10 protein-coding genes are annotated in these 14,029 nt (G+C 49.7%); 1 reads left to right on the forward strand and 9 read right to left on the reverse strand.

The features are described 5' to 3' along the window. Together BN6465_RS15600 and BN6465_RS15605 are read right to left on the reverse strand one after the other, a co-directional pair. Positions 1-321 (reverse strand): (2Fe-2S)-binding protein, encoded by a 321-nt coding sequence (locus BN6465_RS15600; RefSeq protein ID WP_199882849.1) that lies wholly within the window; start codon positions 319-321, stop codon positions 1-3. A 30-nt stretch (positions 322-351) separates the two neighbouring features. After that, complete coding sequence (locus BN6465_RS15605) at positions 352-1,359, reverse strand: proline racemase family protein (protein ID WP_066736936.1); 1,008 nt, start codon at positions 1,357-1,359, stop codon at positions 352-354. Between the two features lie 405 nt (positions 1,360-1,764). Between BN6465_RS15605 and BN6465_RS15610 the strand changes: the two genes are divergently transcribed. Further along, positions 1,765-2,361, forward strand: a complete 597-nt coding sequence (locus BN6465_RS15610; RefSeq protein WP_066736938.1) for a helix-turn-helix domain-containing protein — start codon at positions 1,765-1,767, stop codon at positions 2,359-2,361. Between the two features lie 120 nt (positions 2,362-2,481). On the opposite strand, the gene BN6465_RS15615 is transcribed toward BN6465_RS15610, so the two are convergent. The 7 genes from BN6465_RS15615 to BN6465_RS15645 all read right to left on the reverse strand — a co-directional run bounded on the left by BN6465_RS15615 (position 2,482) and on the right by BN6465_RS15645 (position 13,949). After that, entirely contained in the window at positions 2,482-2,760 is a 279-nt protein-coding gene (locus BN6465_RS15615; RefSeq protein ID WP_227183304.1) for a DUF1294 domain-containing protein, read from the reverse strand. Continuing rightward, positions 2,744-6,382 (reverse strand): helicase-exonuclease AddAB subunit AddA, encoded by a 3,639-nt coding sequence (gene addA, locus BN6465_RS15620; RefSeq protein WP_066736939.1) that lies wholly within the window; start codon positions 6,380-6,382, stop codon positions 2,744-2,746. Before addA ends, BN6465_RS15615 begins: the two co-directional genes overlap by 17 nt. Next, a complete protein-coding gene (locus BN6465_RS15625) occupies positions 6,342-9,761 on the reverse strand; it encodes a PD-(D/E)XK nuclease family protein (protein WP_066736940.1) in 3,420 nt (1,139 codons plus the stop codon). The genes addA and BN6465_RS15625 overlap by 41 nt, the downstream gene beginning before the upstream one ends. A 68-nt stretch (positions 9,762-9,829) precedes the next feature. Continuing rightward, positions 9,830-11,071: a GTPase HflX gene (gene hflX / locus BN6465_RS15630; RefSeq protein WP_066736942.1), complete on the reverse strand. Its 1,242-nt coding sequence runs from the start codon at positions 11,069-11,071 to the stop codon at positions 9,830-9,832. A 26-nt stretch (positions 11,072-11,097) separates the two neighbouring features. After that, positions 11,098-11,643, reverse strand: coding sequence for a tetratricopeptide repeat protein (locus tag BN6465_RS15635; RefSeq protein ID WP_066736944.1), 546 nt, complete (start codon positions 11,641-11,643; stop codon positions 11,098-11,100). 35 nt (positions 11,644-11,678) lie between these two features. Then, entirely contained in the window at positions 11,679-13,547 is a 1,869-nt protein-coding gene (locus tag BN6465_RS15640; RefSeq protein WP_066736946.1) for a heavy metal translocating P-type ATPase, read from the reverse strand. Positions 13,548-13,589: 42 nt separating this feature from the next. Continuing rightward, entirely contained in the window at positions 13,590-13,949 is a 360-nt protein-coding gene (locus BN6465_RS15645; RefSeq protein WP_066736948.1) for an ArsR/SmtB family transcription factor, read from the reverse strand. Between the last annotated feature and the right edge of the window lie 80 nt (positions 13,950-14,029).

Raw genomic sequence — 14,029 nt, forward strand, 5'->3', positions numbered from 1 at the left:
TTACACCCTCCTTTTTCCGAAACCTTCCTGCGTTTCTATCACCATCCCTGCCTCGACCGGAGTGATGCAGGTGCGCACATTGGGCCGTCCATTTACAGTCATTACGCAGTCCGTGCACTGTCCTATGCCGCAGAATATCCCTCTCGGCTCATGACTTTTGTGGGTGTGGCGGTGTACCTTGATACCATTCGCCATCAGAACAGCCGCAATCATTTCCCCCTTAATTGCTGTGAGTGTTTTACCGTCCACTGTGATTTCGACCAGCTCTTCCGGCTCCTGATCACCTAGAATCGGATGTTTTGTGACTCTCAAATCTTCCATACCGTTTCATTCTCCTTTCTTCTTTTCACGCTATTTCAACTGGAATCCTGTCTGGAACACGTCGTCCGGCTCCAAAATAAATGTATGAATACCCGTTACCCATGCACTTCCTGTAACTTCCGGAATTACCGCCGGTATACCTGCAACTTCTGAATCATCAATATACTTGCAGACGAACTGGCTTCCTATGATGCTTTCATGTACAAATTGCTCTCCCTTTTTAATCTCGCCCTTGCTGGCCAGTATAGCCAGTTTTGCGGATGTTCCGGTGCCGCACGGAGAACGGTCGATTGCCCCCGGAGGTATAACTACTGCGTTGCGGACCGGCTTTTCCGTTCCAATGTGCCCTTCATAGAACTCCACATGTGTCACATGGTTTTCAAAAGCAATTTCCGGATGGCAGACCTCAATCTGTTCATTTATCGCTTCCTTTAATATGTTGCCGACTCTTATAATCTCACTTGCCTGTTCCGGCACAATATGAAGTCCGAACTTCTCAGCAGGAAGGATTGCGTAAATGTTGCCGCCGTAAGCAATATCCAGCTGAACATCCCCGTACTCTTCCGTATGTACCACAGCGTCTTTCTTCATGACAAACGCGGGAGCATTGACAAAGGTAACATTGACAGCCCGATTATTCTCCACTTTAATCTGAAGCTTTACCAGCCCCGCCGGTGTGTCAAGTGTCACATAAGTGTAAGGCTCTTTGACATCTACCATGCCTGACTCTACGAGAGCGGTACCCACTCCGATTGTGTCATGTCCACACATCGGCATCCATCCGCCCACTTCAAAATATAAAACTCCTACATCAGCTGCTTTATTGCACGGAGGCATGATAATAGTTCCGGACATTACGTCGTTTCCCCTAGGCTCATAAGTGAGAAGCTTCCGCACCCAGTCCCCTTCTGTAGCCATGTACTCCATCTTCTCCACCATGGTGTCTCCCGGAATCGCCGAAATACCGCCTACGACATTTCTGGTCGGCTCCCCACAGGTGTGGGTGTCAATCGTGTGAAACGTCTTCTTAATGTTCATAATCTTTCTCCTTTCATATCCCCTGTCGAATCGTTCATCTGCCGTCTTATACCGACATCCGTTCTATACCTTGACTATACCACGGTCTAATTTCACTGTCAACGAAATATTTTCACATTTGTAAAAATATTTTTATGTTTGTGAAATTTTTGTCTTTTGATTTTTTGCGTTATGGTCTACATTGTAATTCAGTATTTATAAGGTTTATATGTATTTTTATAATTTTTAGTACAATTTATACAATATTTCTTCTCCCTCATTTTTTACCATTTTTCACAATTATGAAATATTCATTGTCAAACATTAAACAAATAAAAGGGTGGCGTTTCAGACTGTTTTGGTAGAATTCGTTGACACACAAGTAGAATTTTAGTAAGATGAGGACAAAGAAATGGAGGAATATTTATGGCTGCAAGCACCCCGATCGGACTTCAGATAAAAACAATACGCACGAGAAATAATATGACATTAAAACAATTGAGTGAGCAGACGGACCTTTCTATCGGTTTTCTCTCCCAATTAGAGCGAGGCATGTCCTCCGTGGCGATTGATTCATTAGAAAAAATCGCCGAAGCGCTGGATGTGCCGCTCACCAGCTTTTTCAATGAAGTTCCCAGAAAAAATCAGGACCCGGTCGTACACAACTTCGAACTTCAGGCCACCCCAGTAAGCGAGCAGATTTTTCAATATATATTATCCAACGACGAGATGGGCTTCGGGCTTCTTCCGCGTATCTTTACGCTGATGCCCTTCGCCAATTTTGACGCTGATGATCTGGAAATGTACAGCCATGCCGGGGAAGAATTCATCTATGTGCTGGAAGGGATTGTCACTTTGTTCATCGGGACAAGACAGTATACCCTGTATCCGGGGGACAGCGTACAGATTCACTCTACCGAGCCTCACAATTGGATGAACAGCACCAATAAAGTGGCGAAGCTCTTATCCATCAACACCCCCAACCCCTTCCGCCATCCGGAACCCGGACATATTCTTCCGTAAACCGCACATTGTGCGTATTCCACGGAGAGGTTTTTATAACATAGGGAACAAAGTTTTTATAGAAAAAAGCGTTGGAGAATCATAAGATTCTTCCAACGCTTTTCATTTTTCCAAACCAATCTAAAAATTCCATAAAAGAAAACAGACAAGCCCAGACTGTACCGTCAAAATAAGAGGAATGCCTATAGAAAACTTCTTTTTCCGCGTTTTATGATGAAAGACTGCCATGCCCAGCAGTGCCCCGGCAGAACCTCCCAATAGAGCAAGGGCGAGAAGCGTTTTTTCCGGTATACGCCATGCATTCTTTTTCGCTTTCCTTTTATCTATTCCAAATGCACAAAAAGCCGCCACATTTATTATAAGCAGATAAGCAGCAATCATTTTATATATCATTGGCATCCAGACCGCCCCCGATCTCTTCTCTCAAGAAAAAGGAATAAATAATCTTTTCCTTCACCGGCTTTTCCGTCATCTGCTGCAGGGCACGTCCGTACAAATGAAGCTGCTCTTGATATTTCTCCACCAGTTCTTGCCCGTCCGACACTCGGTCTGTCTTATAATCGAGTACGGTGATCCCATCCTCTTCTTCAAAATAGACATCTATAATTCCCTGAATCAGCACCACTTCATCGGCATCTGTTTCCGGATAGACCTCTCTGGCATCCACCCCAAAAACAAACGGCTGCTCTTTATGCAGTTTACCGCTTCTGGCCGCCCGCTGCATCCGCCTCCCACTCCTGCTATTCAGGAAGCACAGCATATCGTCACAGCGTATGCAGCTCACTTCCTCTTGGCTCATCCTGCCATCCTGCCGGAATCTCTCCATGGCCTCTTTCAGCTCAAGTTCCCCGTATTCCCTTGTAAAGTCCAGTAATTCTAAGAACCTATGATATGCGCTCCCTCTGGACGCACCCTTTAGCTCTTCCTCTTGCTGCAGGAAACCGGGTATCAGCGGCACCACATCCGCCTCTTCCACCAACTCTTCGCCGGTTTCGCTCACATCCTCCGCAAGGGCTGCCCGTTTTTTCAACTCTGACACCGTGAACTTTAATTTCAATTGCGCTTCCCCTTCATATGGATACTGATAGGAAAACTGTTCCGACAGCCTTTCTGCAAATTCCTTGTCCCGTACTGCAAGGGGGCTGTCTTCCTCCGCGATTGCGGGCAGCAAGATATCCTTATCCAGAACCTCCGCTTCCTCCTTCGCCCTTTCTTCCTCATCCAGCTCTTCCAAACTGACCATTTTCACGGAAATCGGCACTTCTTTCGAAATTCCGGCCACTGCCGGCAGCACCCAGTCATAGTAAGAACGGGCGCCCGTAAGACGTGTATAAGGAAGGGCGCTTCTCCCTCCACGTAGTCCCGCACTGGGCTCCAGCATTTTTTCTACCTTTGACGCGGTTCCAATCATAATCAGCTTTTCTTTTGCCCGGGTCAGGGCGACGTAAAGGACGCGTAGTTCTTCCGCAAGGTTCTCAAGCCCAGTTTCCGTCTGAATGACCTTCTTCAAAAGCGATGGGCACTTCGTACGCCGTTGGATATCCACCGCATCGATGCCAATCCCCAGCTCCGGATGCAGCACAACACTGGCCCGTACATCCTGTGTATTGAACTGCTTTCCCATTCCTGCCACAATCACAATGGGAAATTCCAGCCCCTTACTTTTATGAATACTCATAAGCCGCACCGCATTCGTCTTCTCATCATAGATTCCCGCTTCGCCATAGTCCACATCATATTTCTGCAGCTGGCCGATGTAACGGACAAAGTGAAACAATCCTTTGTAGCTGGTAGCCTCAAAAGCCTTGGCCCGGTTCAGCAGCATTTCCAGATTGGCAAGCCTCTGCTCTCCGGCGGGCATAGCCGCCACATAATTGCGGTATCCGGTCTCTGTTACAATCTGCTCCAAGAGTTCATGGATGGCAGTATAAGGTACTCTTTCCCTGAATTCGTCCATTTGGGCCAGAATTGCACGCAGCTTTTCCTGCAGCCTGTCAGGAACCCGCTCTAAATCTGCCGCCTTCCGAACCGCCAAATAAAACGGTTCCTGCGGCCATCCATTTCTTATCTCCGCCAGTTCCTCATTACTCAGTCCTCCAAAAGGTGATTTTAAAACAGCGGTCAGAGGGATGTCCTGCCGGTAATTGTCAAGAATCCGCAGATAGTCCAGCATCCATCCGATTTCCAGCGTCTCAAAGTAGCCCTCCTTAGAGCCTGCAAACGCGGGAATGCCCTCTTCTGCAAGGACTCTGGCGAACACATCCGTCCAGCCCTTTAGGCTTCGAGTAAGGATTACGATATCACTGTAACACATCGGTCTGAAGTGTCCTGCCTCTTTATCCCATACCTTCTGCTGCTCCATCAGCCGGTGAATCCGGGCAGCCGATGCCCGCGCCTCCAGCACTCGAAGCTCCTCTGTAGTCTTTTTTCCCTCCATCTCCTCGCCGTCTGTCTCAATCACAAGGATTTCTGTTCCATTACCCGGCTGTTCTTCATAGGCCGCCCCCACATAGAGGGCCGCATTGTCATCGTAGGCAATTCCTCCAAATCCCTCCGTCATAATCCGGCGGAAAATGGCATTAGCGCTATCCAGCACTTCCCTCCTGCTTCGGAAATTCTTATGCAGATCTATCCTGCGGCAATCTCCTTCCTCCGCCGTACTATACGTGTGGTATTTTTCCATAAACAGCTCCGGTCTGGACAGGCGGAAGCGATAGATGCTCTGCTTCACATCCCCCACCATGAATAAGTTGTTTTCCCCCCTGCCCACACGGGAGACACTGGTGAGTATTGCCTCTTGAATCAGGTTACTGTCCTGATACTCATCGATCATCACTTCTACAAACTGCTCCTGATATTCTTCGGCCGCCTCAGAGGGCACACGCTTCCCGTCCTCCACCCGCGTCAGAATCCGGAGGGCAAACTGCTCCATATCACGAAAATCTATGAGGCCCCGGGACGCTTTTTTCTCTGCAAACGCTTTTTGAAATTCCTTGACAAGAGCCGTCAGCATCCCTGCCACCGGTCGGCACATCTGCATATCTGCCCGCATCTCCTTGGGCTCTTGGAAAAAATAGGTGTCCTTGATACTGCTAATCGTCTTTTTCCACCGCTCCCGCAGTTCTTTCACTGCCTCGGTCTTCTCTTCCTCTATCGTTTTATCTCTGTTGGCCGCGAGACGGGCGAAGGCTAACTTATTCGCGCCGCCAAATGCCAAGAACAGCTCCTCATAGGCCTCCGCCTGTAGAATCCGCTCCACGATCTCCTCATCGGACTCCACCGCAGCCGCATACATATAGGGCCCGCCTTCTTCAAGGCACAATTGCTTTGCCTCCTGTATATCGTTAAGAACATCCTCCATGCATTTGCGGATATAGGATACTGCCCTGCGCATCAGCGGCCCTTCCTCTTCCAAACCAGATTCATAAGCCTCTGCGCAGAAATCCAGCCATTCCTCCGGCTCCGGGTAACTGCCCGCAAATTCATAGAGGGTCAAGATAATCTCCTCCAGTCTGGCGTCCTCGCGTCCAGTGGCAAAGCTCTCCACAAATTGCAGGAACTGCTCATCCGCCTCCTCATATCTAGCCTCCAGCATTTCCTGCATAACGTCCTGCTTCAAGAGCTTTAATTCCCCTTCTTCCGCAATACGAAACCCCGGATCCAGATTGATGGTATGAAAATATTCCTTGATGACCGAGAGACAGAAGCTGTGAATCGTTGTAATCTTGGCCGTATGGATAAGGGCGGACTGCTTCTTAAGGTGTGTATTGTCCGGCTGTTCATTCAACGCTTTCTCGATGGCCGCGCCGATACGCTCCTTCATCTCCGCCGCAGCCGCCTCCGTATAAGTCACTACCAAAAGCCGGTCCACATCCACCGCCGGAGTCTCCCGGGTCAGCCTGCCTATGATGCGCTCCACCAAAACGGCCGTCTTACCTGAGCCTGCCGCCGCAGAGACCAATATGTTCTTATCCCGGATATTAATGACCTGCTCTTGTTCTTTCGTCCATGTTGTCCCCATCTCCTGCGGCGCCTCCTTCCATTCGACTATCCTCATCCGATGTCTTATCCGATTTCCGGTCTTCTATCCTTTCAATCACTTCCTCCTGACTCAGCTTCGCCAGCTTCCGGTACTCATACCCTTCGATTCGCTCGTCAAACCCACATATATTTCGGAACCGGCAGAAATCGCAGCCCGTATTCTGCCCCATGGCATAGGGCGCCGCGTCCGCCTCGCCTTCTGTCATCGCCCGCCTCAGCTCTTTCCGCTTCTCCCCGGAGTACCGGAGCACTTCCCCGAACTCTTCGGCGCTCAATGTTTTCGAGGTTTTGCTGTATCCAGCTTTCGTCCGGGCCACCGGTATGACGGAGGATGTGCCTGAGAACTCCTTGTCCAGTCTCCGCACGACCGCATCGTCACCATTTACAATCCCATCCAGACGAAGCTCCTTCAAAATGGCCTCGTTCAGCTTCTCCTCATCTATCTCTTTATCCACCACCGGATCCTTCATACGATAGTAAAAAATACCTGCGGGAACCGCCTTTTTCCCCGGATGTTTCTGCTCTTCAAGCTTCAAGGCTTCCTCCATATACACTACAAGCTGCAGCTGAAGTCCGTAATAAAAGGCTGCCATATCAAAGGCTTTCGCCCCGGTCTTATAATCCAGTACCTTCACATACACTTCGTCTTTGTTTTCGCAAATATCAATACGGTCAATCTTGCCGCTGGCAAAACTTACCTCGTATCCCTCGGGCTTGAACTCCCCGCGCTCCAGCTGGCGTGTCAGCCCCCATACTGTTCTCGTGAGCATCCGCTTCATGCGGGGAATCATATACGCATTGCGGGCGGAGCTGTACAGAACCGTGTTGCTGTAATCCACGATGCTCTCCTCCACGCTCTCCTCCACGAACTGCCGCTGCTTCTCCTCCGGAAGCGCCGTCCAATCCCCGGATTCCTTCTCCACTTTGCGGGCATAGTGCTCCAGTGAACGGTGAAACACGTTTCCGAAATCGACCGCGGCAAACTCATACTCCTCCCGCTCCCGCAGCCGCAGCCCATAAGTAAGAAAATGGGCACAGGCGCAGGCAGTAAAACGCTCCAATCTGGTAACGCTGGGTTCGTTATCTCCATACAGCTCCTTGGCGGTTTGCGGCTTCACTCCATCCTTCTGCTTCCGGTAACAGCTGGCTTCCACCAGCCTCTCTATCCCCTGCCTCCATTCCGGGCGGTTTATATACCATCTGTACAATTCCTGCCAAGGCCCCTCTTGGGCAAGCCTCATATCCCGCAATCCTTCAATCACAAAATCAACACCTGTACGAGGGGTCAGTTCCATATAGGACAGCCCGTACTGTTCCATATCAAATACGGTGACATCCGGAAACATACGGCGGACGTCATAGATTAAGTAGGCAGGGCGCAGCCCCTTCCCGTCCGCCCCCACTTTGCTGTAGAACAAGTCCAGCTCTTGTGTAGGCTTTGTCATGTGCAGATAGAGATAGAACTTTTGAATATACGTCTTTTCCTTCGCTCCCGGAGCCAGCGTGATTCCTTCTCTTTCAAAACGCTCCCGGTCCCACTCGGACAGCAAGCCGCCGCCCGCCGCCGTCCCCGGAATCAGGGTGTCATTTACCCCCAGCATGAATAGGGCCTTTATATCCTTCAACCTTGTCCGCTCAATATCTCCGGCCGTGACCTCGTCAATGCTCGGGGGAATCACGCCCACCCGGGCTTCCTCGAATCCCGCGTCAAGCAGCCGGCTATACTCTGCCAGCGACATTGGTTCCTCCCCCAAAAGCCCCACGAACTTGTCAAACAGCTCCATCACTACCCGGTATATCTGGGCATATTCCCGGGCAAGGGCTAATTCTCCCGCTTCCGCAAACAGTTCTTCCTGCATCTTCATCTTTTTCTGCATGTCTTCTCTTACAAAAAAATAATAGAGCGCCTCCGTCATATCCCGCACGGTCTTTCTGCGCTGCTTGAGGACAAACATCAACTCGTCCATCATTTCTATAAAACGGACCCTGAGTCCATTGAGCAGCTCCAGCTCTTCCTCCGTCGTATCCTTCGCCCTGCGGAGCCATTTTTCCTGCCACTTTTTGTATCCCCGCATGCCCAGCGCAAGTACATAATTTTCCAACCTGTCTATCTCATCCGCCGTAAATCCGGCCAGACCGGTCCTCAAAAAGCGGAATACACTCTCGTACGTAAAATTCTGTTCCGCCATCGCAAGCAGGCTGCGAACATATTCCACAAACGAATTCTGCAGGACATTCCGTTTATAGTCCAAAAATACCGGTATGTTATATTTCTCGAACTCTGCCTCAATCTCATCGGCATAGACCGTCATATCACTGGCAATCACTCCGATATCTCGGTACCGGTAGCCTTTTTTCCGCACCAGCGCGCGTATCCGCTGCGCCGCGGCTGCCACCTCCTCCTTCGGATTTCTCGCGCAATAAATACGCACGGCACTCTGCCTGCAGCCGTAAGTCTTGTTTCCGTACCGAAAGAGCTCCGATTCCAAAAACGCCAGCGGTTCATTGTCCCGGAACCGATAGACCGGCTTTTCATACAGGCACACCGGCTCCTCCACCCAGACCTTTTCTTCCTTGGCGATTTTCGTCAAACTGATGACCGTCTGCTTGCTCATGGCGAACAGTTGGTATTTATCCTGCAGTACATAAGGATCTTCCCGCTCATCCAGCGTAACCGTAACAAATACCTTCCGGCAGTGCCGCAGCATCTCACGCAGCACTTTATTCTGCACCGGAGTAAATCCCGTAAATCCGTCAAGGGCGATTACGCTGTTTTTCAATATCTCCGACTTACCCACCGCCCCGCAGAGCACATCCAAAAGCTCTTCTTTCGTGATATATTTGTCCGCCAGATAATCCTCGAACTCCTGATATACCGTCTGGATATCCTGCAGCTTATAGTACAGATAAGACTCATCGGAAACGGCCTCCAGCATCGCGTCCATTCCGTCCGGCTGTATATTATACTGCGTCAGCTCCGATATCACCGACTTCACTTCGCTGATATAGCCCGGCTTTTTCAGATTCCCCTTCAAAACACGGAGGGAATCCTCCACTTTGCCGGCAGCCTTCCTCAGAATCAGGTTCTTTCCCTCATCATCCAACACATCCGCCCGTCCTTCTCCCGTCTCCTCAAATATGCGGAAGGCAAGCCGCGCAAAGCTCAGCACATCAATATTCATAATCCCCTGCCTTGGGTGTCGCAGGACAAGCTCTTTTTGTGTCTGCATAGTAAACTGCTCCGGCACAAGGGCAATATAATTGATGTTCGGATATTTGATTGACTCCTGTATGATATGCTCATATAAATAATGGGACTTCCCCGATCCGGAATTCCCAAAAATAAATTGCAAAGACATAATACCCACAGTCCTTTTCTTAAATGAGACAGGCAGAGCCGGCTGACGCCGCTCTGCCGCCTGTTATTTTATAGTTTTCCGTAGATTTCTTTCGGCACATAGGCCCTTACGTATATTCCGTCTTCCCGGCATTCTTCTTCCATGAGCTCTCCGTATTTACGGATGAGCTGGATTTTCCCGGCTTCCGGGTACGGATATACCCGCTCTACATAAATCTTCTGTTCCCGGAGGATATCTTCTATAGCGGCCAGCAGCTGCTCCAGTCCCTGCTGCTTCTTCGCAGATATCTGCACCGTCTTATCCGCCTTAAAATCGCGGACGAGCACCTCCTGACCTGTCCGGTCAATCTTATTAAAAGCCGTAATCACAGGCTTATTCATCACTTCCAGTCTCTGCAGTGTCTCATAGACCACATACATTTGATCGTCCATCTGCGGATTGGAAGTGTCCACCACATGCAGGATAATATCTGCATATCTGGCTTCCTCCAGCGTACTCTTAAATGCCTCGATCAGATGATGCGGAAGCTTCCTGATGAACCCGACCGTATCCGTAAGCAGGATTTCCTGCCCGCTTGGCAGCTTCAAGTTCCTCGTGGTCGGATCCAGCGTGGCGAAGAGCTGATCCTCCTCCAGCACCTTTGCATCTGTCAGTGTATTGAGCAGCGTAGACTTTCCTGCGTTAGTATATCCCACAATAGCGATGACGGGCATATGGCTGCGGCTGCGCTGTTCTCTCGTAACTTCACGGTGCCGCTTCACATCCTTCAGCTCCCGGTTCAATTGTGCGATACGGCTTTTGATCAGACGCCTGTCCATCTCCAGCTTCTTTTCACCGGGCCCTCTGGTACCGATACCGCCGCCCAGACGGGACATGGCCTTTCCATAACCGGCCAGACGGGACTGCCTGTACTTGAGCTGGGCCAGCTCCACCTGAATCTTCCCTTCACTGGTAGACGCCCGCGCCGCAAAAATATCCAAGATTACCAAGGTTCTATCCATGACCTTCGTGTCCAGTTCATCCGTCAGATTCCCCATCTGGGCAGGACTCAATTCATCATCACAGACAATGCCGGTGGCCTCATATTCCCAAATCAGCTCTTTAATCTCCTCTATCTTGCCCTTGCCCACATAGGTGCCCGGATGCACCGCCTCTCGATTCTGGATGACCCGCGCCACAGACGTAGCCCCGGCAGTCTTCACCAAATCCTTCAGCTCATCCAAAGAGCGCTCCGTATCATCATGCTCGCCCGTGCGCACCCCTACCAAAATCACTCGTTCTTCTTTTTCCGTCAAATCATATACCGGCATATCTGCCTCCCATTTTCATTCTTCTGCTACTCTTTAGGCGCCTGTGTCTTCAAAAATGCCAGCTCCTTTGCCGCCTTCTCGTCGTCCGGGTATTTCGCCACATATCCTTCCAGTTTCTGCAGAGCCTTTCCATAATCGCCGTCCGCCTCATATGCGGCAATCTCATTAAATGCCATCTCCTGCATCAGCTCTTCACTGGCCCCCTCTTTCATCTGCCCGTTCATAAAATAAAAAGCTGCCTTTTTATAGGATTCCGCCTTCATCTCACAGATTCCAAGCATATTATAAATCGTAGCAGTCTTCTCTGTCCCATTGTCCAGCGCGCTCTGAAAAGCCTCCGACGCTTTTTCATAGTCCTCCTGCTCCCAGTAACAGATGCCGAGGCCTCGATAAGCTTCTCCTAAATTCTCACCCTTATCAACCGCCTTTTGAAAATTCTCTGCCGCCTCTGTGTATTTTGCTTCCTTAAAAAGCTCCAATCCATCCTCCACAGCATCCGCACAGCCAGCAAGCCCAATACAGGCTGCCGCAAGCAGCGCCGCAAGAATCTGTTTCTTTCTTCCAGTCTTCATTCTATACTCCTAATAGTTCTCTCGTTATCACATCATCAGTCTACCGGATATTTCACAATAGATATAGCGTTCAATAAAGACACGAACATAACCACCAAATCGGCAGCCAACGCTGTCCACAGCCCCATATATCCCGGGATACAGAACAACAGAACGACAGCCTTTGTTGCAAAGGCCAAAATCAAATTACTTCTAACTACCTGCACCGTCTCTTTTGCCAGCTTAATGATATCTATAATTTTCGAAATATCGTCTTCCATGAGAACAACGTCTGCCGCCTCGATAGCCGCGTCAGAGCCAAAAGCCCCCATTGCGATTCCAATATCAGCCTCCGTCAGGACAAGCGCGTCGTTGATACCATCTCCGACGAACACCACCTTCTCTTTATCCCCTTGAATCTGCTTGAACTCTGTCAGATGTTCCAGCTTCTCCTCAGGCAGTAAATTGGCGTAAGCATAGTCCATATCCAGATCCCACGCCACCTTTCTCGCCGCTGCCACACGGTCTCCCGTCAGCATCACCAGCACCGCGTGAAACTTCTTCTGCAGCCATTCCATTGTAGAATAGGCCTCTTCCTTTATCATATCCTCTGCGACAATATAGCCCGCATACACTTTATCTATCACCACATGGAGCACCGTTCCGGAACTTTCCACATGGGCATATTCTACTTTCTGCTTCTCAGCCATGCGGCGGTTGCCGATATGTACTCTTTTTCCCTCGACCGTCGCGCTGACCCCATACCCCGCCGTCTCCTTCACGGATTTAATCTGCTTTTTATCTATCGGCTTTTGGTATGCTTCCTGAAGGGATTTGGCTATCGGATGATTCGAATAACACTCCGCGTAAGCCGCCATTTTAAGCAGCTCCTCCGCCTCCATCCCCGCTTCCGGGTGCACCTCTGTCACGGCAAACACGCCTTCTGTCAAAGTCCCCGTCTTATCAAATATAAAAATGTCCGACTGGGTAAGGAGCTCCAGAAAATGTCCGCCCTTTACAATCACACCATGCTTTGCAGCCGCCGCAATACCGCCTAGATAAGCCAGCGGCTCGCTGATCAAAAGCCCGCACGGGCAGGCCGCAATCAGAAATATCAGCCCTCTGTATATCCACTCATGCCAATGTCCCCACGCAAAACTCAGCGGCGGCACGACAGCAATGAAAAAAGCAGCCAGTGTTACGATTGGTGTATAAATATGCATAAATCGCTTAACGGGAGTGACCTGCTTTACCTTTTCCTGCCCGGCAGCCTCCACCATCTCCATAATCCGGGAAACGGTAGAATCTTCATAAGTCTTGGTCACCCGCAGTTCTACAGCTCCCGTCAGATTAATGCTTCCGCTGTAAATCTTATCTCCAACTCCCACTGCCCGGGGAATCGTCTCTCCCGTCAGGGCCTGTGTGTCCAGCGTGGTCGCCCCCGCCGTCACGATTCCGTCGATAGGAACTTTCTCTCCGGGTTTTACCACTACAATATTGCGCAGCTTAAGTTCGGAAGGATCGACCTCCACTTCTTTTCCCCGAACCTTTCTAATAGCAGTCACCGGACGGATATCGATAAAATCCTGAATAAATTTCTTCGAGCGCCGCACCGTCCGGTTCTCCGCGATACCTGCCAGAGCAAACATCAGCAGCACTGCGTCCGCCTCTATATACCGTCCGACTCCCATGGCTCCCGCCGTGGCCAATACAATCAGGACATTCTCATTAAAATACTGTCTCTGCTCAATGTTTGCCACTACCCTTCGGAATACAGAAAATCCAATCAGAAGGTACGCCTCGGCAAACAACGCAAACTCTAAACCGCCCCTCAGCTTATATTTTATTGATAAAATGACAGCCCCGGCATACACAACTATTCCTATGCCAAGTACTATCCATTGTTTTTTTCCCTCATCTGCCATCAATCCAATGCCTCTTCATTCTAAAACTTGGCGCACCTCCACTTACTCAGAGATGTGCTCCATTCCCTGATTCATAATCGTCTGAATATGACTGTCTGCCAGAGAATAAAAAACAGTCTTCCCTTCCCTTCGGTTCTTCACGAGCTTCATCTGCTTCAAAAGACGGAGCTGATGAGATATGGCCGACTGTGTCATGCCCAGCACCTGAGCCAAATCACAGACACACATTTCCGTCTGGAAAAGTACACATAAAATCCGGATTCTTGTAGTATCTGCAAATACTTTGAAAAAATCCGCCAAATCCTTTAAAACCTCTTCATCCGGAATATGCCCTTCCACTTTGTGGACTAGTTCTTCATGAATGTGTACAGTATCACAACATTCCGCTTCCATCTTTTTCATGTTTACCCCTTTCATATGAATATTCATTCATGTATCTATTATGCCAAATGTAGAAGACATGGTCAACTATTTAACAAAAA

Origin of the sequence: Bariatricus massiliensis (assembly GCF_900086725.1) — a bacterium.
Classification (GTDB): domain Bacteria; phylum Bacillota; class Clostridia; order Lachnospirales; family Lachnospiraceae; genus Allocoprococcus; species Allocoprococcus massiliensis.